Raw genomic sequence first — 19,611 nt, 5'->3', positions numbered from 1 at the left:
CAAGAAATGCTGAACAGCATGACAAAGCTCCTTATTGAAAAACACTGCCAAGGTTATTCAAACAGAATTCCTTGACAGTGTTTTTTTTGCAGCATAGAAAATTATAGGGAATCATGCGCGATCGCATGCTTTAAAAAATAGCGGGTGAAGCAAGTTTGTTGCTTTTCGAAAGAAAAACTTTTTATTGACACAGCTGATATATCTCGATCATTTCTTTTTTTCCGATGGTTACATAATCGTTGAGAACGCGCTTTCCAAAAAAAGTGCATTTCTCAGCCATCTCTTCAAACTTACTGTCATCAATGTGCAGCTGAGACAACCGCGTCGGCATTCCAATGGATTGAAAATATCCTTCGGTCGCCTGAATACCCGCGAGGGCAGTCTGCTCCGGATGGGCATAATCCAACTCGCAATTCCAGATGCGAACGGCATATTGGCAAAATTTATCCAATCTGTTTTTATACATAAACTTCATCCATGCTGGAAAAATCACCGAAAGCCCTGCGCCGTGAGCCACAAAATCATACATTCCGGAAAGTTCGTGTTCCAGCTGATGACAGCGCATCATTACCTCTTTTCCAGCACCGGTCAGATCGTTGTGAGACAAGCTTCCCGCCCACATTAAAGCAGCCCTTGCCTCATAATCCTCCGGATTTTTGATTGCTCTTTCACCTGCGGCAATAACCGACTTTATCAATCCTTCCGCAATTCGGTCTGTCATCTCGGTATCTTCCGTGACTGAAAAATAGCGTTCCAATGTATGCATCATGATATCTACAATCCCGCATCCAGTTTGGAATTTATCAACGGTATAAGTCAATTCCGGATTGCAGATGGAGAACAGTGGTCTGTTGTATTCTGAATTGAAGCCCCTTTTCAGCCATCCTTCCTCGTTGGTAATCACTGCCGATGAACTCATTTCACTGCCGGAAGCGGATAAAGTCAGGATTGTACCGACCTTTAACGCATCCTTTGGCGCTTTCTTTTTCAAAGAAAACGCCCAGGGATCAAAATCACATTTTACGCCGCAGGCAATTACCTTTGCCGAATCCAAAACACTTCCACCGCCAACCGCCAAAATCATTTCAATGCTTTCCCGGCGACAAAGCTCGATCCCTTTTTTCACCAGACTCAGTTTCGGATTCGGTTCTACGCCTCCAAACGGAACAAAAGAAATTCCGGCTTGCTGCAGGGATTCCGTAACTTCCTGATACAAGCCGTTTTTCTTAATACTCCCACCGCCAAAATGAAGCAGTATCTTATGGAAGCCGTAGTTTTTTATAATCTCTCCAACTCTGCGATGTTCTCCTTTTCCAAAGAAAATTTTTGTTGGCGTATAAAATGTGAAATTATTCATTTGTATTCCTTTCCAGCAAACAGACACAGTAGGAAGCAATTCCTTCCCCGTTGCCCGTAAAGCCAAGCCCTTCCTCTGTGGTCGCCTTTACAGAGATATTCTCTCTCTCTGTGAAAAACGCTTCGGCAATATTCTCTCGCATTTTTTCAATATAATCCTTCATTTTTGGTCTTTGTGCCACAATTACAGCATCCAGATTACCGATCCGGAATCCTTTTTCACGCATCAATTCCGCCACATGCCGTGACAGAGTCAAGCTGGAAATCCCCTTATACTTTGGATCGCTGTCTGGAAAATGTGTGCCGATATCGCCTATTGCCAGCGCGCCAAGCACTGCATCCATAATTGCATGCAGCAGTACATCCGCGTCCGAATGTCCCAAAAGGCCCAAATGATACGGAATTTCCACGCCGCCCAAAATCATTTTTCTGTTTTCATCCAACCGATGAACATCATAACCCATTCCTATTTTCAATGCAATCACCTAATTTTCAATAAATTCCACCATAGCTTCCATGTATATTAAATCCTCGGGTGTGGTTATTTTGATATTATCATAGCTTCCTTCCGTCACTTTTACAGAGACACCGGTTGCTTCCACCAGAGAAGAATCATCCGTAAACTCCAGCTCGTTTTCCATAGCGTTTTCATATCCCTGCAGAAGCACCTCCCGGCGAAATACCTGGGGGGTTTGTATGCTATACAGAAATTCACGATTCAAGGTGGAAAGCACCGTATTGTTTTCATCTATCATTTTCATCGTATCTTTTGCTTTCACACCCAGTGTTGCAGCGTCAAAGACAAGAGCATCATCGATAACATTTTTGATGTCCTCCGTGCGCACCAGAGGTCTGGCTCCGTCATGAACCGCGACAATATCCGCCTTATCTGATATCTCTTTCAAACCGCACAGAACGGAATCCTGCCTCCTTTTTCCGCCGGAGACAATCTTTTTCACTTTATCCAGTTCAAAGGCCTTAACAATATCATTGGCATAGACGATATCTTCTTTGGACACCACCAAAATGATTTCGTCCACATAATCACATTGCTGAAAGGCATCCAGTGCATAGGCAATGACAGGCTTTCCCAGCACTTCGATAAACTGCTTTCTTACATTGCTGTGCATCCTAGTTCCCTGTCCTGCTCCCAATACAATAGCCGAACAATACTCGTCTTCGTCTTTTCGGTTAAATAGGGATGAAAAAATCATACGCTCCTCCAATCAATTGTTATAACAAGATTTCATTGAAAACGTTTGCACGGCAAACGTTACCTTAATGGCGTTTCAACCGAGCGAAGCGCAAGATGATGTTCGTTGGCTTGCTCTTTCAATAAGGGGGACAACAGCGAGGTTATAATATTGAAAAAGAATGCATGGCTATCATCATTACAGGCCGATACATTCTTTAAAAATTGCTTCCGTTTCCTCCTGGGAAATATTTTTCACCAGTACAATTTCGCTATATAAAATTTGCTTTGCCTGCTGAAGCATTTTTTTCTCACCGGAAGACAATGGCTTTTTCTCCTCCCTGCACATGAGATATTTTAATACTTCGGCAATCTGCTTCATATCACCGGAACGAATTTTGTCAAGGTTTTCCCGGTAACGCTTGTTCCAACTGTCCGTCGTGTCATATGTATAACCTTTAATATAGGAAAAAAGCCGATCCACATCCTCCGGTTTCGCAATCTCCCGCATTCCAATTTTTTGGGCACTCTTTACAGGAATCATAACATCCATATTGCTGTACACAATTTTTAAAATATAACAGCTTTGTTTTTCGCCTAAAATTGCTTTCTCTTCAACAGCGCTGACAATGCCGGCGCCATGCATAGGGTAAACAATTCTATCACCTATATGAAACATAGGTAAGTCCCCCCTTTTTTGGTCCTAACAGAAACATAATACAATTTGTGCATATAAACGTGACAAAATGGAGCTAACGTATCATGTTTCAATGTTGCGCATCTCTTGAAATTAGAAACATATAAGATTATTATAGCACAGCTTAAAAGCTTTGTCAAAGTTTCAGTCTATCATTTCCCGGTAAATATCCCGCTTGGGGGCGCCGCGATCCAGCGCACACTTCTTGATTGCATCCTTTTTATCCATACCGGACTGAATATAAAAATTGACATGATCTCTTACACTCATTTCCAGAAGAGGACTGTTAAATGCCCCTTCTTTTTTCTCCGAGCCCGACAAAACCAAAACAAATTCTCCTTTTGGCTCATTCTCCTCAAAATAACAGATTGCCTCTTCAAGAGAAAACCTCAGAACCTGTTCATATTTTTTTGTCAGCTCCCGACAAACAGAAATTCTACGGTCTCCAAAAATTTGCCGCATATCTTTTAATGTCTGTCTTAATTTATGGGGCGCTTCATAAAAAACCAGTGTTTTTTCCTCATATTTTAACTGTTCCAGTTCCGCAGTCCGTTCTCTGCTTTTGGCGGAGAGAAATCCATAAAAAACAAATCTTTTGGTATTCAGAGCAGAAAGGGTAAGAGCGGAAACTGCAGCACAAGCACCGGGAACCGTTATAATGGGAATACTGTTCTGCACACATTCTTTAATCAGCAGCTCTCCCGGATCCGAAATCACAGGGGTACCCGCATCCGATACTAAGGCAATATTTTTTCCTGCGAGTAATTCCGCAACAATCTTCGCCCCTTTATACTGCTTGTTATGTTCATAATAGCTGGTAAGGGGCTTTTTGATCTCAAAATGGTTCAGTAATTTTAAAGTATGCCGGGTATCCTCCGCCGCTATCAGATCCACAGTTTTCAAGACCTCTAGAGCGCGCAGTGTAATATCCTTTAAATTTCCAATTGGCGTGGCCACAACATACAAGGTTCCTATATCCGTCATTGGATATCCTCCTTACCGTATATCTCTCTGAATTGTTTGGTGTACTTCCCATCATCTCCATAAATGAACAAAGGAGCTGTAATCATTATTCCGGTTCCCCCATCGCTGAGTCCTTCAATGAGTATCAGCTTCGGTTTTTCCTCTTTCCGGGCAGATATCATGGTCAGTTTCTTCGGTTCAATGCGGTTTTTCCGCATAAAACAGATCACCTCCGCCAAGCGATCTGCGCGGTGTACCATCGCCAGCCTTCCTCCGGATCGAAGGGCAAAACGCGCCGCCTTTATCACATCTTCAAGGGTACAGAGGAGCTCATGGCGTGCCGCAGTTTTTAAATCATTTTGATTTTGGAAACCGCTTTGCAGCGGTTTATAGGGAGGATTCACCGTCACATAATCAAAGCTTCCGCAAGAAACCAGACTTCTGATTTCTTTGATATCGCCGGTCAAAAAATCAACTTTTTCCTGCAGTCCATTTAAAAGAACAGATCGTTTCGCCATCTGAACATGTTCCTCAAAAAATTCAATTCCTGTAATATGAGCAGCTTTCGTTTTTGCCGCCAGGAGAATAGGAATGATTCCATTGCCGGTACACAAATCCAAAACCTGCATATTTGGCTTGATATCAGCATAAGAGGCAAGCAACACCGCATCTGTGCCAAAGCAAAAATGATTTTTATTCTGGATAATCTGAAGACCGTCCAAATTCAGATCATCTATTCGTTCAAATTTCTTTAATTCCATCTTATTTCCTTTGTATCGTTCAAACTAACTTCCCGTTGAAGAATAATGTTTTGCACAAGCGTACCAAATAAAAATGCAAGGAATGATAAAAAGCATTCCGAAAACCGGCGAAAGCATATATAACCACCGGTAGGAATCAATCTTATCCGCGATATATAGAACCGGCAGATAATTTGCGCATCCAAAAGGGATGATAAACGTGAAAAATCTTGTGATCCATTTGTTATAGATCGTCAGAGGATAAGAACCCAATTTGACACCGCCGTCTGTAAACACACTGACTGCTTCTATATTTTTTACACTGAAAAAGCATATTCCGGCTGAAATCATCAAGATTCCCAGGAAGATTGCCGTCCCACTGATAACGGTTAAAAGCAAAACGATGCCTTTCATTACCGTAAAATTTACACCGTATATAGAAATGAATAAAACAAGCATAATGATATACTGTACGCTTACTCCGAGATCCCTGATATCTAAGGCATGGCTGAAGCTTTGTAAAACCAGATTCCGCGGTCTTATCAGCATGGTGTCAAAGGCGCCCTTACGTATCAAACCGCTCATGGAATTGTACCCTTTTCCAAAACAAATCGACAAGGCATTTGCTAGTCGGATAATCAGATAGCACAAACCGACCTCATACAGGGAATAACCGACCAGAGATTGAAACCGGTCAAACAGAAAGAATAACCCGATAAGTTCCAAAATGATGCCGACCATCCTTGCAAGTAAAGTGGAATATGTTGCAAGCGGATACTCCAGATTCGACATAATATTGATTTTCATATATTTAAACAATAGCATCCTCTTAGCCCCCCTGTATTTCCACTTTTCTGGAAGCAATACGGAATAAGACTCTTCCCAGCAGTATCAACCCAAGGATCCATATGATTTGTATCAAAATTCCGAATACAGCATCATTTGTTCCGATTCCCCCAGTGTAAACCCGGAATGGAAAATCACCCAAATACCGGAACGGCAAAGCGTTCACAATCTGATACATATAATCGGGCATGAGAGGAATCGGAATAATTCCTCCTGAAAAAAAGCTTGAAATAACCGCCAGGATCGTTGTCGCACCCCACGCGGCAAGCACCCGAAACAAAAAAATATATACATACATGGAGATTGCAGTCGCCAGAATAAAGGACAATAATAAGCTTATTATGCTTAAAATCAAGCCCGTCCACGTAGCTGGCAAACTCAGTCCGTAGGGATCGGGAATTAAAAATGCTACCGCTAAGACCGGCAAAAAACGCAATGCGACAGCCGCCATTCTCTGCGCCATAAGCCGTCCGAACCAAAAGCCGTATAATTCATAAGGCCTGACCATTTCATAGGAAACCGAACCATACCTTACCGTATCAATCAATTCCCAATCCTGAAAGGACAGCGAAGTGAGCAGAAAAAATCCCTGTCCAAGCCAAATATAAGAGGCCAAATCCTTAAAATTCATAGGAACCTCTGTACTACTTTTATAAAATGCGGAATAGATCATAATAAAAATCGCGCCGATAAAAATATTAGTGAGTATCCCTGACCACGCCGCGGCACGATACTGCAATTCCGAGATAAACGTCATTTTAAAAATTCCCTTAAACCACTTCATGATCCCGTCCCCCTATTTAATGTTGAAGTGTTCGTACAGAGAAGCTACGATCTCTTCGATGGCCTGAGATTTCACATCGACATCGGTGAGCTGCGTTTTTTCACTCAAACGGTTTATGATTTCCGCAATGGAAACCGTTCCGGTATCCACCGTATAGGTAGCTTGATTTCGGTCTATTTTTGTCAGAACGGCACCGCTTATCTCAATGGGCTCCGCCTCATTTTCAAAGGAAACGGTAAGGGTTTTGTTATTCCCGTATTTTTTCTTAATCTGTTCAAAGGAACCGTCATAAAGAATTCTTCCTTTGCCAATCAAAACAACCCGATCGGTAATTGCGTCAATATCGTTCATATCATGGGTTGTCAGCATGATGGTTGTTCCCTTCTCCTTATTGATGGTCTTTATAAAATTCCGAACCGACAGCTTTGTGGTTGCGTCAAGGCCAATCGTCGGCTCGTCCAAAAACAGCAATTGAGGATTATGTAAAAGTGATCCTGCGATCTCCGCCCGCATTTTCTGACCCAATGACAGCTGCCGCAAGGGCTGGTTGATAAATTCATTCAGATTGAGCATTTCGGTGAGCATATCGACATTTTCCCGAAACGTTTTTTCCGGAACATTGTAAATATCTTTTAGAAGCAGAAAGGAATCCATGACAGGAACATCCCACCAAAGCTGGCTTCGCTGACCGAATACCACACCAATATTCTTGACATATCTTCTTCTGTCTTTCCAAGGAGTATATCCCATGATGCTGCATTCACCGCTGTCCGGCGTCAGAATTCCGCTCATCACCTTGATGGAGGTGGATTTGCCAGCTCCGTTCGGACCGATATAGCCGACAATCTCGCCCTCATTTACCTTGAGGGATAAATCTTTCAGCGCTTCAATTTCCTTGTATTCCCGATGAAACATCGCTTTAAAGGCCTCTTTGGCTCCGCTGGTTTTCTTCACAACGCGGAATGTTTTGTTGATGTTTTTTAATTCGATCATTTTCTATTATCCCTCCCGTGTTCTGTTAGTCTCACATTTTCAATATTTTACCCTATTTTAATCATATAAGATCTGGCGAATAATGTCAACCAGAAAACATAATAATAAAAAACCTGCCTTATTAAAATAAGACAGGTTTTTCGAATTCGATTGTTTGAAATCTTATTCAGGCTGCGGAGCATCAACCGGACAAACGCCTGCACAAGCGCCGCATTCGATACAAGTATCAGCATCGATTACATATCTTTCATCGCCAGCAGAGATACAGCTAACGGGGCATTCTGCTTCACAAGCGCCACAGCTGATACAAGCTTCTGTAATTTTGTAAGCCATTTTGAAAGCACCTCCTTAGTTTTCAATTTATTCTACCACACTATATTTAAAATTTAAAGTAGTATTTTAAATTTTTTTGATCTTTTTCATTTCACTAAATTTTTATATCAGAGGATAACAACGCAAGTATCACTCTTCCATTTTCTTCAGTTCTTTCAGCGTTTCTTTATCGATTTCTGTCTCTGCATTCTTTACAATTCTTATTTCCTTTACCGTAAAGGGAACAACGGTACCATTGGAATCTAGGAGAACACGAAGAGTTCCTTTCAGGATATTTACATCGATTACCATTCCTCTTCCCTGCGGTGTCTCAACGATAGAACGCGGTCTTGGCGTAACTATCCACATTTTCTCATAATTCGACTGTTCATAGTTTAAACAGCACATCAGCCTCCCGCAGCCACCTGAATTTTTGGAAGAATTCAGAGAAAGATTCTGATCTTTAGCCATTTTGATGGAAACAGGCTGAAAATCTCCTAGGAACGTAGTACAGCAAAACGGCCGACCGCAGACGCCGATCCCCTTTAAAAATTTCGCTTCGTCCCTCACACCAATCTGTCTCAATTCAATTCTGGTTTTAAAAACAGATGCCAAATCTTTCACCAATTCACGAAAGTCAACCCTTCCGTCTGCCGTAAAATAAAATAAAATTTTGCTGCGGTCGAACGTATATTCCACCTCCAGCAATTTCATCTCCAATTTATGTTTTTCAATCTTTTCCTTACAGATACGAAATGCTTCCTCCTGCTTGTGTTCGTTTATAATAACCTGTTCCAAATCCTTTGGCGAAGCGGCCCGCATCACTTTCTTCAGCGGCGGAATGATCTTTTCGTCCGCAACCATCCGATTCTCAATGGAGATCTCCCCCATTTCGACTCCTCTTGCCGTTTCTACAATCACCTTGTCGCCCAATTCAAATTTTTTGCCATCGGGGTCAAAATAATATGTTTTCCCAACTTTTTTGAATCTGATTCCTACGATTTCAACCATGTATTTCCTCCCACATGCTGATAAGCAATTTCATCATTCCGACTAAATAGTTTTGATTTTTTTGCTGCCCTTCGGAAAATGATAACGTACACATCAACAAATTATTTAAAGTGTGATAATTCAATATCTCAGCCAACTCGTTCAAAGCTTGTAACTGATCGGAATTGATGATTTTTCCGCTGTTTCCAGAACGGATCAATCCGATATCGGAAAGGATGATAGTCAAAAATTCAATGATATCCGAAGCTTTTTCCTGTCTTTCTTTCATCAGGAGAAACATCCTGTCAATCGCATTTTGTTTCTGTCCAACAACCAGCGCCTCAAATCCTTTCAGCGTTTCATTCCGAAGCTCTATCAGTTCTTCATCTTCCGATAGAGCAATAAGGCGGCCGATTTGTCCGTTTGAAAGATTGGTCAAAACCTTCCTGTTATCATCTTTCAAACCGTTCTGCACAGCAAATTGAAGAAGTTCCTCTTTGGAAAGCAGTTGAAACTTCACAATAACTCCTCTTGACAGGATAGTCGGCAAAAGCTTTGACAGACCGTTTGTCAGAAGAATAAAGGTAGCAAACCGCGGAGGTTCCTCAAAAACTTTAAGCAGTGCATTTTGTGCTTCCACTGTCATTTTTTGTGCACTCGGAATGATATAGACCTTCCGATCAGCGAAAAAAGGCTTGATATAGACATCTTTCTTTAATTCTCTAACAGCATCTACCGATATACTTTCTTTTATATCACCATTTTTGTCAATAGTCAAATCCATTTCTATGATATCCGGGTGAGAATTTCCAAAGGAAAGATGACAATTTTTGCAGACACCGCAAGGTTCCTGCTGAAAATTATCACAGACAATCGAGCTTGCAAAAGCATGAGCCATCATACTTTTCCCAATTCCATCCGGTCCGTCAAAAATATATGCATGACTAATTTTACCTGAGTGTACAATGTTTTTCAGTTGTTCTTTGATCGTTTCATGACCGATAATTTGTTGATACTGCATTTATGCTTGCTCCTGTTTTACTGCCAGTATGGATTCTCTTCCGGCAAATTTTCGGATGTTCTCTATGGTTTGCTTTGTCATTTGCTCTCCTAAAACAGCAATAGGGATCGAAGGAGGAAAACAGATCATATTTTCCCCGGCAATTCTGCCGACAGCCTGTGAAAGAGGAATTTCTTCCTTCTGTGAGAAATGTGCAGCTTTTGGGGACATCGCCATATGGGAAGAAAAAGACGGAATTTCACTCTCGTCATTAGAAACAGAGTGTCCGAATTTGTCCGAAGCAGCCAAAAGCGCGTCATACAGACATTCCAATTCCTTCTCTGTATTACACAATGTGATAATAAAAACAATATGTCTTTCGTCTGTCATTTCACATACAATCCGGTGTTTCTGTTTCAGATAATCCTGCAATCGATCAATTGTGGTATTACAGTTTTTGATGGAGATAACGATTCTTGTCGGATCATACCGTTCGGTCTCAATCAAAAACAGATTCTTTATTTTACGGATTTTTTCTCTTAATATCACAGTATATTCCGTAATTTTTTTCAAGTCTTCTCGACCTTTTTTCCTCATTCTATCCGCAAGCTGATCCATTGCACTCATCAAGAGGTAAGATGGGCTTGTAGAGGTAAAACACTTTACACCTTGTTTAATTCTGTCGAAATCATTGCTATTATATGCGATTGCGCCGCATTGTGTCAGAACAGGAAGATTCTTATGTAAACTTAAAATGCTGATATCAGCACCGCAATGCAACGCTGAATTCTGTCCCTTTTCGTTATAATAAAAATGGGTTCCATGCGCTTCATCCACAATCAAAGGAATACGATGCTGTTTTGCCAGAGCGGAAAGCTGACGGATGTCGGCGAGCATCCCATAATAGTTTGGGGATGTGACAAAAATCGCTTTGAGGTCGGGCTCTTTCTCTAAAAGTGCTTTTACATTTTTCGGTTCTACCGGTAAAGGCAAATGATCAAAAAAACTGCTTTCGGTAAATACCGGCATCACGCCGCTGAGTACTAAGGCATTGATGACAGATATGTGACAGTTTCGATCCACCAACGCCTTGTCCCCTTCTCGAAACAGAGCATAAAAAACGCCCAAATTCCCACTGGTTGCTCCATTGGGAAGAAAAATAACCTGGTTGCAACCAAGAGAAGCCGCTAATTCTTTTTGACTTTCCTCTATCACACCGGACGGATGAAAAAGATTGTCCGTTTCCTCCAATTCCGTCACGTCGAGCACAGAAGCCGGTAAATCAATTTTTCCTTTATGTCCGGGGGTGTGAAAGGAAATATAATTTTTATCCGCATAGTCATAAAGCGTTTTTGTTAACTGCAAAGAATTATTCACCTGAACTCTCTCGGAATTTGATTGTCAATCAAAATCGGATTCACACTGCATTTCACTGTGTCTCCGGCTTTGATATCCGTACCTGTAATATCCGTAACAATATTGTACATACCGACTCTGCCCAAAAGCGGATACTTTGTACCATCGATCTCTACCCATGTCTTTTTGCCAAGCTGCCTTATGTCCTGATAAATGTAGCGCAGAATGTCGATCGACCGAAAGGTATCTCTGGATTTTTCCACCATATAACCATCTTTATATCCCACAGGAATAACCGCTATTTTCGTCGGTTTCTTCGTGTAATACGTATTGGCATAACCGATATTATGGTTGGCAGGAAGCTCGCTTGTAGTCAGTATTTTGCTTTCCAGATAAGCAATGCGGTTAAGCTTCAGCTCGGTTGGATAACTGAGCCTTCCCAAAAAAGCGGAACCGATCCGCACAGCGTCCATCCTTGTCTCCGGAAATCGCAGCGCGGCACTGGAATTCGCAATATGCTTCAGAGGAATTTTTATTCCCAGCGTTTCCAGATAGGACAAAACTTCTAAAAATTTTTGAAGCTGTTTTTTCGTAATTCGATAGGTTTTCTCAAAGGAACAGGAAAAATGCGAATAGATTCCGTCAAAAGATAAATTCTTCAATTTAAACACTTTTGGAATCTCCTGCATATCCTGAAATCCGAACCGTCCGAAACCGGTATCCACCTTAATGTGAACCGATGCAATAATATCCAAATTCAAAGCGGCATTTTCATATAACTTTGCATTCTCATACGAGTGAATTGTCAGTATCACATTCTGTTCCATCAGCTTTTCAGCCAATGTCTGCTCTGTAACGGGAGTCAGAAGCAGAATGTTACCCTCAATTTCACTTTCGCGGAGGGAGAGCGCTTCCTCCGGCTCCGACACGGCAAAAAAATGAATCCCGTTCTCGTTTAAAATACGGGCATATGTTTCTAACCCCAGTCCGTATCCGTTTCCTTTCAATACCGCAATAATCTGCTTGTCGCCTACAGTCCCCTGAATCAGGTGAATATTTTCTTCCAGCTTGTCCTTTTCAATCACAAGAGTTTTATTCATACTATTTCTTCTTCCCTTTTAAAAGATAAACTTTTCTGCGCAGTTCCCGAAACGTTTTTTCCGAAGCGTCCACCAGTTTATTCAGCATCGGATTAAACACCAGCTCCAATTCCCCGATAAATTCAGTAAACTCGCCGTTAAAGCCTTTTTTGAAGCGGTATAATCCGTAAAGCGGATTGGATTCGTCCAGATCGCCGGACACACCTCTGAAATCGTAGATGCGGCATTTTTTCTCAATGGCCCACTTGATCATCTCCCACTGCAGCAGATAATTCGGCATAACATTTCTCGCACTGTTGGAGCTTGCTCCATACAGATACCATACCTTATCGCCAAAGTAGATCGCAAAGGTTCCCGCGATATCCTTTCCTTCATGTTCCGCCATATAAAGCCGCGCATACTCCGGTGCAAGGCAGTCATACATCTTCTCAAAATAGGAAAGCGTTCTTACCACAAATTCGTCGCGCTGCCCAGTTTCCTCCATAATTTCGTGAAACCGTTTTAAATCATCCCTGTTCCCGATTCGGACTTTGACACCCTTTCGTTCTGCCAGACGGACATTGTATCTGGTTTTGGAGTGAAAGCTCATAAAAATTTCTTCCTCAGTTTTATCCTTGATATCCATCCGAAAGACAAATTTAGGCTGTATTCCCTCAAAGTTTTTCGAATTTTCACCTTTGATTTCAAACCCTAAATCCAGGCAAATTTTCCGGAATTCCTGATTGTCTGCCCGGACATCCGGATCGATTTTCAGAACATAGGTTTTATATTTTTTACCGACTTCTTTTGCTCCCTCTATCAGTTCCGCAAAAGTCTCTTTATCTGTGATATTGCAGACGGGACCGCGCGGTGAGTACATGATCGTATTTTTAAAAAACGGAACTTTGCGGATCAGCAAACTCATAGCGCCTTTTATTTTATCATTTTCATCCACTGACAAAACAACCTCATTGATCCAGTTGTCTTTGACCGCCGCCCACATTTTTGTCTGCATAAAACTGCCCTTTTCACACCCTGCTACAAAATTGTGAAATTCATCTATTCTATCAGGAGTCAAAAGTTTAAACATCTGTTACCACCCTATTCGTTTCATAATGTATTTATTGTAACATGATTTTTCCAAAAAGTAAATATTTGTGGCTTATTTCCTGCCATAAAGCGCATTGATATGCTTAAAATATTCATGATCTATCTGCTCCAAAATTTCTTTCGTCACACGGAATCTCCAATTGTCCTTTTCGGTTCCCGGAAGATTCATTCTGGCATCATTTCCAAAACCGCACATATCCTGTATCGGAATGATTGCCGTATCGGACGAGGATTTCCATACTGTCTCAATAATACTGCGGCAGGAACGCGAATGATATCCGCCTCTTCCCCAGTCTGTGTCTTGAAACCCACAATAGCGGAGTGCAAATTCTCTTTCCTCCATACTGGATTCCCACAGCCAGCCGAGCAAGGTGGTGTTGTCGTGCGTCCCGATATAAGCGGCACAGCGGAAAGGATAGTGATGCGGCAGATGAATGCTGTCCGCTCCAGGGGTAAATGCAAATTGAATCACCCGCATCCCTGGAAAACTGGTGGCTTCCAAAAGCGCTTCTACGTCCTGACCATAACTCCCCAAATCTTCTGCAATGATTTTATCCTTCCAATTTTCCCAGACAGAGTGAAAAAAAGAAACTCCGGGACCGCTTTCCCAATGCCCTTCTTTAGCGCTGACAGAATCAGCCGGAACCGCCCAGTAAGAAGCAAAAGCGCGGAAATGATCGATTCGGATGATATCAAACATAGAAAAAGCATGAGTAAAACGCTGCTTCCACCAGGAGTATCCATCTTTCTTCATTTCCATCCAGTCATAGAGCGGATTTCCCCAAAGCTGCCCGTTTTCAGAAAAATAATCTGGCGGCACTCCTGCTACCTGAAGAGGTTGATGTGTTTCGGGATCCATTTGAAACAAGTTCTCATTGGCCCATACATCGCAGCTGTCCAAGGAGGGATAAATCGGCATGTCTCCAATAAAAGCAATGCCTTTCCGGTTGCCATATTCTCTTACCTTTTCCCATTGTTTCAAAAAGACATATTGAACAAACATCCAGAAGAGAAGCTCGTCTTTGTCAGCAGGTTCTCGTTTGATTTCCTCCGCCCATTCCCTCCAGGACATTCCCTTGTATTTCTTCTGTAAAAACATAAAAAGAGCAAAATCGGAAAGCCAAGCTTGCTCTTTTGAGAATATTTCTATTTTTTCGAGAGACTCCCCATTCAGCCTGGAAAATGCTTTTCTTAAAACAGATAATTTCTTTTCGCCGGCAAACGGATAGTCGGCCGTATGCGGAGTGCCCGGATAGATACATTCCCGCACCTCCTCTTCACTGAGAAGCCCTTCCGCCTGAAGCTGGCGCGGATCGATAAAAAGATAGTTTCCCGCAAAAACACTGATGCTGGAATAAGGAGAATTGCCCTCACCGACAATCGTAAACGGAAGCAGCTGCCAAAGCCGGAACCCCATTTCAGCAATCCGATCAATGAAACCATAGGCTTCTTCCCCGAATCCACCGATTCCGAATGGACCGGGCAGTGAGAATATAGGCATCAAAACGCCTGCTCTTCGCATAATCTCAACTCTTTTCTTTTAAGAATCTCTCAATAATATATTCCTTTGCCTGTATTTCTATGCAATCGTCCAGAGGAGACAAAGCAGCTGTCCCGTATTTGCGCGTCAAAGCTCTTGCGATCAGTTCATCTGTCAGATTCGGATTTTTCGGCAAAATAGGCCCGTGGAGATAGGTACCGAAAACATTGCGGTATAAAACGCCTTCCTGCCCATCTTCCCCATTATTTCCGTTGCCGTACAGGACTTTACCCAAAGGCTTGTGATCACCAATATAAGTACGTCCTCCATGGTTTTCAAAGCCTGCAACGGAACCAAAGTCTGTCTCTAGGATGACATTGTCAATCAATCTTTTCTGCCCTGCAATGGTATAAATATCCAAAACAGATAAACCCTCTATCTTTTCCTTCTCCAGCTGATAATAATGGCCCAGCAACTGATAACCGCCGCAAACTGCCAGAATGACGCCGTTATCCTGCACATAATCCAGGATATCTTTCTGAATTTCCTTAAGTCTTTTGCAGACAATAAGCTGTTCCCTGTCGGATCCGCCGCCTAGAAAAACAATATCCAGTCCGGAGAAATCCACTTCGTCATCAATGGAGAACTCCTTTACTTCAGTCTCTATTCCGCGCCATTCACAGCGTTTTTTTATGGCAAGAATATTTCCCCTGTCCCCGTATAAATTCAGCAGGTCGGGATAAAAATGTCCTATCGTGATTTTCATATTTCCAGACCGCCTTTCCGGTATTCCTCTTCCAATTCCTTCAAAATATCCTGTGCTTGAAAAATAGCAGTGTAATTCACCAAAATATAGAGTACCTCACCGCCTTTTTTTATCATATCCTTTATGGCTGATTTCAAATCATCATAAACCTTGGAGGACTTTCGTTCAAAGTCCGCATACTTGAACCGAACATTGACATCATATCTCCGAATGCCGCAGAAGCCGAGAGAGTGCACCTTCTCGTTATCCAGCTTCTCAAAATCAACATCCCAAATCCATGAAATATCCTTTCCATCCTGCGCATTGTCGTTGATCATAACAATAATGTCTTTTGTATGAGTATCCGATAAAACGGTAAAAATCCCCTGATTAAAACCGGCCGGATTTTTGGAAAGATTTAAAATAACCGGTTTTCCCAGATCAAACTTTTCCATTCTTCCAATTTGCGGCTTATAGTCTGAAAGGATTTCATTGATATCTGATAAGTCAATGTGCAGGCAGTCCGCCGTGCACAGTGCCGCCAAAATATTATACACATTGTAAAAACCGCGGTAGTCAACCGCAATGCGCATTTTCTGATTCACAGTAAATTTCAGGCCGTTTTGGATATCCACCTGTGTTGCCTCATAATCGATCGCCGGCCGCTGAAAGCCACAGCTCTCACAATGATATTGTCCAAGCTGGCTGTAATGATAGTAATCATAGGCAAGGCGGCTGCCGCAGTATGCACAAAACTGCCCTTCCTTCGTCTCATTCAGATGAATCTGTAGATCCTCGCTGATCCCATAGGTAATCACTTTTTGATTGAAATCTTTTCCGATTGTCGCACAGATAGGGTCATCGCCATTGATGATCAACGTAGTATTTTTGGTGAGTGCCAGCGCTTTTTTCAAAAAATCAACCGTGATATCAATTTCGCCATACCGATCCAGCTGATCACGGAACAGATTTGATATTACCATAATATCGGGTGTGAAATGGGGAAATATTCTGACACAGGAGGCCTCGTCCATCTCAATTGCAGCATAATCTGCATGCAGATTCCCAAATAAATCCGCACTGTCTATAAACGCGGTCACAACACCTGGAAGCATATTTGCCCCAACCTTATTGCACACCACTTTATAGCCTTTCTTTTCCAAGATAGAGCAAATAAGATTGTTGGTTGTAGTTTTCCCGTTGGTTCCGCAGACTGCAATGATTTCATGCTTCACCTGTTTCGATAAATCTTCAAGAATTCCGGGATATATTTTCAATGCGTAAATCCCTGGTGTGGAAGACCCCTTTTTTCCTGCCAGTTTTCCGATTTTGATAAGTAGCTTACAAGTCCAAACCGCTGCTATCCGTCTGATTCTATTCATAAGGTATTCTCTCCGTCATCTTTTGTGATTCTGATTTATGTACAACAGCCAAGACGATTTGGCGCCTTCGCATTTATACTGATATCCTCTTATGATATTATATCCCATTAAAGAAATTTTTTCAATTATTTTTTTAAATATATATTGACATCAAGGTCTCATATGTGTTATTATTTAATAGTTGAATACAGATAACATTTTATGCCGCTGTGATGGAATTGGCAGACGTAGCGGACTCAAAATCCGCCGGTAGCGATACCGTGCCGGTTCGACTCCGGCCAGCGGCACCAAAAAAGCTTTTGACCTTTTGTCAAAAGCTTTTTTGATTTTTAAGAAATTTAAAGACAACTATAAATTAAAATGCAGGGAAAACTTTCATTTTTCCCTGCATTTTCTCATAGAACAACCTGATTAAAAGATATGAAACGTTAAAATAAAGCTTGCGAACACAATGGAAACCATAGAAAGCAACTTAATTAGAATATTGATAGACGGTCCGGATGTGTCCTTAAACGGATCACCAACCGTATCGCCAACAACTGCCGCTTTATGAGCATCGCTTCCCTTTCCGCCGTGTTTTCCGCTCTCGATATATTTTTTTGCATTATCCCAGGCTCCGCCCGAATTTGCCATCATGACAGCCAAAATAAAACCTGAAACAGTGGCGCCGGCCAGCATTCCTGCTATGCCGTTCACCCCTAAAATCAGCCCGACTATAATCGGTGAAATAACTGCAATCAAAGCAGGTAAAATCATTTCTTTCTGTGCGGATCTCGTACAGATATCAACGCAACTTTCGTAATCCGGTTCCGCTTTTCCTTCCATCAGCCCAACAATTTCTTTAAACTGTCGACGTACTTCAATTACAATGCTTTGTGCTGCGCGCCCCACTGCATCCATTGTGAGAGATGCAAACAAAAATGGAAGCATCCCGCCCACAAACAAACCAATCAGAACAGGCGGATTCAAAATGGTAAGTTCAAATTGAAAGTTCGGATCGAGAACTTTGATCTCTGCGACAAAAGAAGCGATTAAAGTCAAAGCGGTCAGAGCAGCGGATCCAATGGCAAAGCCCTTTCCGGTTGCTGCAGTTGTATTTCCAAGGGAATCCAAAGCATCCGTTCGCTTGCGGACATCTGCTCCCATACCTGCCATTTCTGCAATCCCCCCTGCATTGTCAGCCACAGGTCCATATGCGTCCGTTGCCAGTGTGATTCCAAGTGTCGAAAGCATACCGACAGCGGATAATCCTACACCATATAAACCTTGATTAAATGTAAAATCACCGATTCCTCCGGCACCGCCGGATACCGTGTAACTAATTAAAACAGAGATACCGACAATAATAACTGGCAAAACAGTGGACAGCATTCCCAGAGAAAGTCCTCCGATGATAATAGTTGCAGGCCCTGTCAAAGAGGTGGCGGAAAGCTTTTGCGTTGGCTTATAGCTGTCCGAGGTATAATATTCTGTTGTCAGCCCAATTAAAATGCCTGCAATCAAACCGGAAAGAATCGCAAAGTAAAATCCTATTTTATCAGCGCCCAATCCAAAGTAAATCAGCGGGAAAGCAACAATCGCAACTAATCCGGCACTGATCCAGGTTCCCCTTCTCAATGCGGACAGCAAATTTTTCTGTGATGCCCCCTCTTTGGTACTGACAAAGAACGTACCAATAATGGACGCCAGAATTCCCACTGCCGCCATAATCATAGGTATGGTAACTCCTTTGAAACCAAGTCCTGCGGCAACAGCAAGTGCGGCGGTAGAGATAATAGAGCCTACATAAGACTCGTATAAATCCGCGCCCATCCCCGCTACATCGCCGACATTGTCTCCGACGTTATCTGCGATAACCGCTGGATTCCTGGGATCGTCCTCCGGAATTCCGGCTTCCACTTTGCCGACCAAGTCAGCTCCAACATCAGCTGCTTTGGTAAAAATTCCGCCCCCAACACGGGCAAATAAAGCCATAGAAGAAGCTCCCATACCGAATGTAAGCATGGCGGAAGTGATCGCCTGCACCTGGGCATCCGCCATGTTTTGCCCTGCAATCATACTCAGATGAGCAGGATCAGCATACCAAAATTTTAAGAAAAAGAACCAGAAAGAAATATCAAGTAAGCCTAAGCCCACTACAACAAATCCCATTACAGCACCCGAAGAAAATGCAACTTTCAAACCAGAATTCAAACTTTTATGCGCAGAATTCGCCGTTCTCGCATTAGCAGCTGTCGCAATTTTCATGCCGATAAACCCGGAAAGCGCAGAGAAAAAACCACCAGTAATAAAGGCAAAAGGAACGAACAGGGTAAGAAATCCATTGAGTGCCAGAATAAACAAAATGACAAACATAATTCCGAAGAAAATCAAAACACCGGTATACTGCCGTTTTAAATACGCATTCGCCCCCTTGCGGACGGCAAGTGAAATCTTCTTCATCAGGTCGGTGCCTTCTGGTTCCTTCATTACTCTGCGTGAAAGATACACCGCAAACAGCAGAGCAATGACCGAACCAATCGGGGCTAAAAGCGATAAATCCATTTCTGTATAACCCTCCTATATTTTATGATAATTTAAAAGTAA

The 19,611-nt window shown here is 42.3% G+C and carries 19 protein-coding genes and 1 tRNA gene; 1 reads left to right on the top strand and 19 read right to left on the bottom strand.

Annotation, left to right across the window (positions count from 1 at the left end):
• Window positions 1-181 precede the first annotated feature (181 nt).
• The 18 genes from KQI32_RS06265 to KQI32_RS06180 all read right to left on the bottom strand — a co-directional run bounded on the left by KQI32_RS06265 (window position 182) and on the right by KQI32_RS06180 (window position 17,025).
• Window positions 182-1,357, bottom strand: a complete 1,176-nt coding sequence (locus KQI32_RS06265) for an iron-containing alcohol dehydrogenase (RefSeq protein WP_216424343.1) — start codon at window positions 1,355-1,357, stop codon at window positions 182-184.
• Window positions 1,350-1,832 carry a 2-C-methyl-D-erythritol 2,4-cyclodiphosphate synthase gene (ispF, locus tag KQI32_RS06260; RefSeq protein WP_305854629.1) on the bottom strand — a complete coding sequence of 161 codons (483 nt, stop codon included), beginning with the start codon at window positions 1,830-1,832 and terminating at the stop codon, window positions 1,350-1,352. The genes KQI32_RS06265 and ispF overlap by 8 nt, the downstream gene beginning before the upstream one ends.
• 9 nt (window positions 1,833-1,841) lie before the next feature.
• Window positions 1,842-2,570, bottom strand: a complete 729-nt coding sequence (ispD, locus tag KQI32_RS06255) for a 2-C-methyl-D-erythritol 4-phosphate cytidylyltransferase (RefSeq protein WP_177689860.1) — start codon at window positions 2,568-2,570, stop codon at window positions 1,842-1,844.
• 177 nt (window positions 2,571-2,747) lie between these two features.
• Window positions 2,748-3,227, bottom strand: coding sequence for a CarD family transcriptional regulator (locus tag KQI32_RS06250; protein WP_177689861.1), 480 nt, complete (start codon window positions 3,225-3,227; stop codon window positions 2,748-2,750).
• A 162-nt stretch (window positions 3,228-3,389) separates the two neighbouring features.
• A complete protein-coding gene (rsmI, locus tag KQI32_RS06245) occupies window positions 3,390-4,229 on the bottom strand; it encodes a 16S rRNA (cytidine(1402)-2'-O)-methyltransferase (RefSeq protein WP_177689862.1) in 840 nt (279 codons plus the stop codon).
• Window positions 4,226-4,969 (bottom strand): tRNA1(Val) (adenine(37)-N6)-methyltransferase, encoded by a 744-nt coding sequence (locus KQI32_RS06240; protein ID WP_216424342.1) that lies wholly within the window; start codon window positions 4,967-4,969, stop codon window positions 4,226-4,228. Before KQI32_RS06240 ends, rsmI begins: the two co-directional genes overlap by 4 nt.
• A 24-nt stretch (window positions 4,970-4,993) precedes the next feature.
• Window positions 4,994-5,773, bottom strand: coding sequence for an ABC transporter permease (locus KQI32_RS06235; protein WP_216424341.1), 780 nt, complete (start codon window positions 5,771-5,773; stop codon window positions 4,994-4,996).
• A gap of 4 nt (window positions 5,774-5,777) precedes the next feature.
• Window positions 5,778-6,578 (bottom strand): ABC-2 family transporter protein, encoded by an 801-nt coding sequence (locus tag KQI32_RS06230; RefSeq protein WP_216424340.1) that lies wholly within the window; start codon window positions 6,576-6,578, stop codon window positions 5,778-5,780.
• A 12-nt stretch (window positions 6,579-6,590) separates the two neighbouring features.
• Window positions 6,591-7,571 carry an ATP-binding cassette domain-containing protein gene (locus KQI32_RS06225; RefSeq protein WP_216424339.1) on the bottom strand — a complete coding sequence of 327 codons (981 nt, stop codon included), beginning with the start codon at window positions 7,569-7,571 and terminating at the stop codon, window positions 6,591-6,593.
• Between the two features lie 162 nt (window positions 7,572-7,733).
• Window positions 7,734-7,904 (bottom strand): DUF362 domain-containing protein, encoded by a 171-nt coding sequence (locus KQI32_RS06220; RefSeq protein WP_177689864.1) that lies wholly within the window; start codon window positions 7,902-7,904, stop codon window positions 7,734-7,736.
• Between the two features lie 129 nt (window positions 7,905-8,033).
• Window positions 8,034-8,894 (bottom strand): stage 0 sporulation family protein, encoded by an 861-nt coding sequence (locus tag KQI32_RS06215; protein WP_216424338.1) that lies wholly within the window; start codon window positions 8,892-8,894, stop codon window positions 8,034-8,036.
• Window positions 8,887-9,894, bottom strand: coding sequence for a DNA polymerase III subunit (locus KQI32_RS06210; protein ID WP_216424337.1), 1,008 nt, complete (start codon window positions 9,892-9,894; stop codon window positions 8,887-8,889). The genes KQI32_RS06215 and KQI32_RS06210 overlap by 8 nt, the downstream gene beginning before the upstream one ends.
• Entirely contained in the window at window positions 9,895-11,238 is a 1,344-nt protein-coding gene (locus KQI32_RS06205; RefSeq protein WP_216424336.1) for an aminotransferase class I/II-fold pyridoxal phosphate-dependent enzyme, read from the bottom strand.
• A gap of 8 nt (window positions 11,239-11,246) precedes the next feature.
• The gene (gene alr, locus KQI32_RS06200) at window positions 11,247-12,329 is read right to left on the bottom strand and encodes an alanine racemase (RefSeq protein ID WP_216424335.1); all 1,083 of its coding nucleotides are present in this window, start codon (window positions 12,327-12,329) and stop codon (window positions 11,247-11,249) included.
• 1 nt (window position 12,330) lies between these two features.
• Window positions 12,331-13,398, bottom strand: a complete 1,068-nt coding sequence (locus KQI32_RS06195) for a peptidoglycan bridge formation glycyltransferase FemA/FemB family protein (RefSeq protein ID WP_216424334.1) — start codon at window positions 13,396-13,398, stop codon at window positions 12,331-12,333.
• Between the two features lie 72 nt (window positions 13,399-13,470).
• Window positions 13,471-14,940 (bottom strand): 4-alpha-glucanotransferase, encoded by a 1,470-nt coding sequence (malQ, locus tag KQI32_RS06190; protein ID WP_216424333.1) that lies wholly within the window; start codon window positions 14,938-14,940, stop codon window positions 13,471-13,473.
• A 4-nt stretch (window positions 14,941-14,944) separates the two neighbouring features.
• The gene (locus KQI32_RS06185) at window positions 14,945-15,664 is read right to left on the bottom strand and encodes a type 1 glutamine amidotransferase (protein ID WP_216424332.1); all 720 of its coding nucleotides are present in this window, start codon (window positions 15,662-15,664) and stop codon (window positions 14,945-14,947) included.
• On the bottom strand, window positions 15,661-17,025 hold the full coding sequence (locus tag KQI32_RS06180; RefSeq protein ID WP_216424331.1) for a Mur ligase family protein: 1,365 nt from the start codon (window positions 17,023-17,025) through the stop codon (window positions 15,661-15,663). The genes KQI32_RS06185 and KQI32_RS06180 overlap by 4 nt, the downstream gene beginning before the upstream one ends.
• A gap of 203 nt (window positions 17,026-17,228) precedes the next feature.
• On the opposite strand from KQI32_RS06180, the gene KQI32_RS06175 reads away from it, so the two are divergent.
• Window positions 17,229-17,315: transfer RNA gene (locus KQI32_RS06175), tRNA-Leu, on the top strand.
• Window positions 17,316-17,436: 121 nt separating this feature from the next.
• Here the strand turns inward: KQI32_RS06175 and KQI32_RS06170 are convergent.
• Window positions 17,437-19,569, bottom strand: a complete 2,133-nt coding sequence (locus KQI32_RS06170) for a sodium-translocating pyrophosphatase (RefSeq protein ID WP_216424330.1) — start codon at window positions 19,567-19,569, stop codon at window positions 17,437-17,439.
• Between the last annotated feature and the right edge of the window lie 42 nt (window positions 19,570-19,611).

The organism is Acetivibrio sp. MSJd-27 (assembly GCF_018918095.1).
Taxonomy (GTDB): domain Bacteria; phylum Bacillota; class Clostridia; order UMGS1840; family HGM11507; genus HGM11507.
The sequence above is the reverse complement of the archived record's forward strand: the minus strand, read 5'-3'. Positions and strand labels throughout refer to the sequence as shown.

Coding starts and splice junctions, on each gene's coding strand:
- KQI32_RS06250 (WP_177689861.1), bottom strand. CDS start 3,227: ATGTTTCATATAGGTGATAGAATTGTTTACCCTATGCATGGCGCCGGC.
- KQI32_RS06265 (WP_216424343.1), bottom strand. CDS start 1,357: ATGAATAATTTCACATTTTATACGCCAACAAAAATTTTCTTTGGAAAA.
- ispD (WP_177689860.1), bottom strand. CDS start 2,570: ATGATTTTTTCATCCCTATTTAACCGAAAAGACGAAGACGAGTATTGT.
- KQI32_RS06225 (WP_216424339.1), bottom strand. CDS start 7,571: ATGATCGAATTAAAAAACATCAACAAAACATTCCGCGTTGTGAAGAAA.
- alr (WP_216424335.1), bottom strand. CDS start 12,329: ATGAATAAAACTCTTGTGATTGAAAAGGACAAGCTGGAAGAAAATATT.
- KQI32_RS06170 (WP_216424330.1), bottom strand. CDS start 19,569: ATGGATTTATCGCTTTTAGCCCCGATTGGTTCGGTCATTGCTCTGCTG.
- KQI32_RS06180 (WP_216424331.1), bottom strand. CDS start 17,025: ATGAATAGAATCAGACGGATAGCAGCGGTTTGGACTTGTAAGCTACTT.
- KQI32_RS06210 (WP_216424337.1), bottom strand. CDS start 9,894: ATGCAGTATCAACAAATTATCGGTCATGAAACGATCAAAGAACAACTG.
- KQI32_RS06235 (WP_216424341.1), bottom strand. CDS start 5,773: ATGCTATTGTTTAAATATATGAAAATCAATATTATGTCGAATCTGGAG.
- KQI32_RS06230 (WP_216424340.1), bottom strand. CDS start 6,578: ATGAAGTGGTTTAAGGGAATTTTTAAAATGACGTTTATCTCGGAATTG.
- malQ (WP_216424333.1), bottom strand. CDS start 14,940: ATGCGAAGAGCAGGCGTTTTGATGCCTATATTCTCACTGCCCGGTCCA.
- rsmI (WP_177689862.1), bottom strand. CDS start 4,229: ATGACGGATATAGGAACCTTGTATGTTGTGGCCACGCCAATTGGAAAT.
- KQI32_RS06220 (WP_177689864.1), bottom strand. CDS start 7,904: ATGGCTTACAAAATTACAGAAGCTTGTATCAGCTGTGGCGCTTGTGAA.
- KQI32_RS06215 (WP_216424338.1), bottom strand. CDS start 8,894: ATGGTTGAAATCGTAGGAATCAGATTCAAAAAAGTTGGGAAAACATAT.
- KQI32_RS06185 (WP_216424332.1), bottom strand. CDS start 15,664: ATGAAAATCACGATAGGACATTTTTATCCCGACCTGCTGAATTTATAC.
- KQI32_RS06195 (WP_216424334.1), bottom strand. CDS start 13,398: ATGTTTAAACTTTTGACTCCTGATAGAATAGATGAATTTCACAATTTT.
- KQI32_RS06240 (WP_216424342.1), bottom strand. CDS start 4,969: ATGGAATTAAAGAAATTTGAACGAATAGATGATCTGAATTTGGACGGT.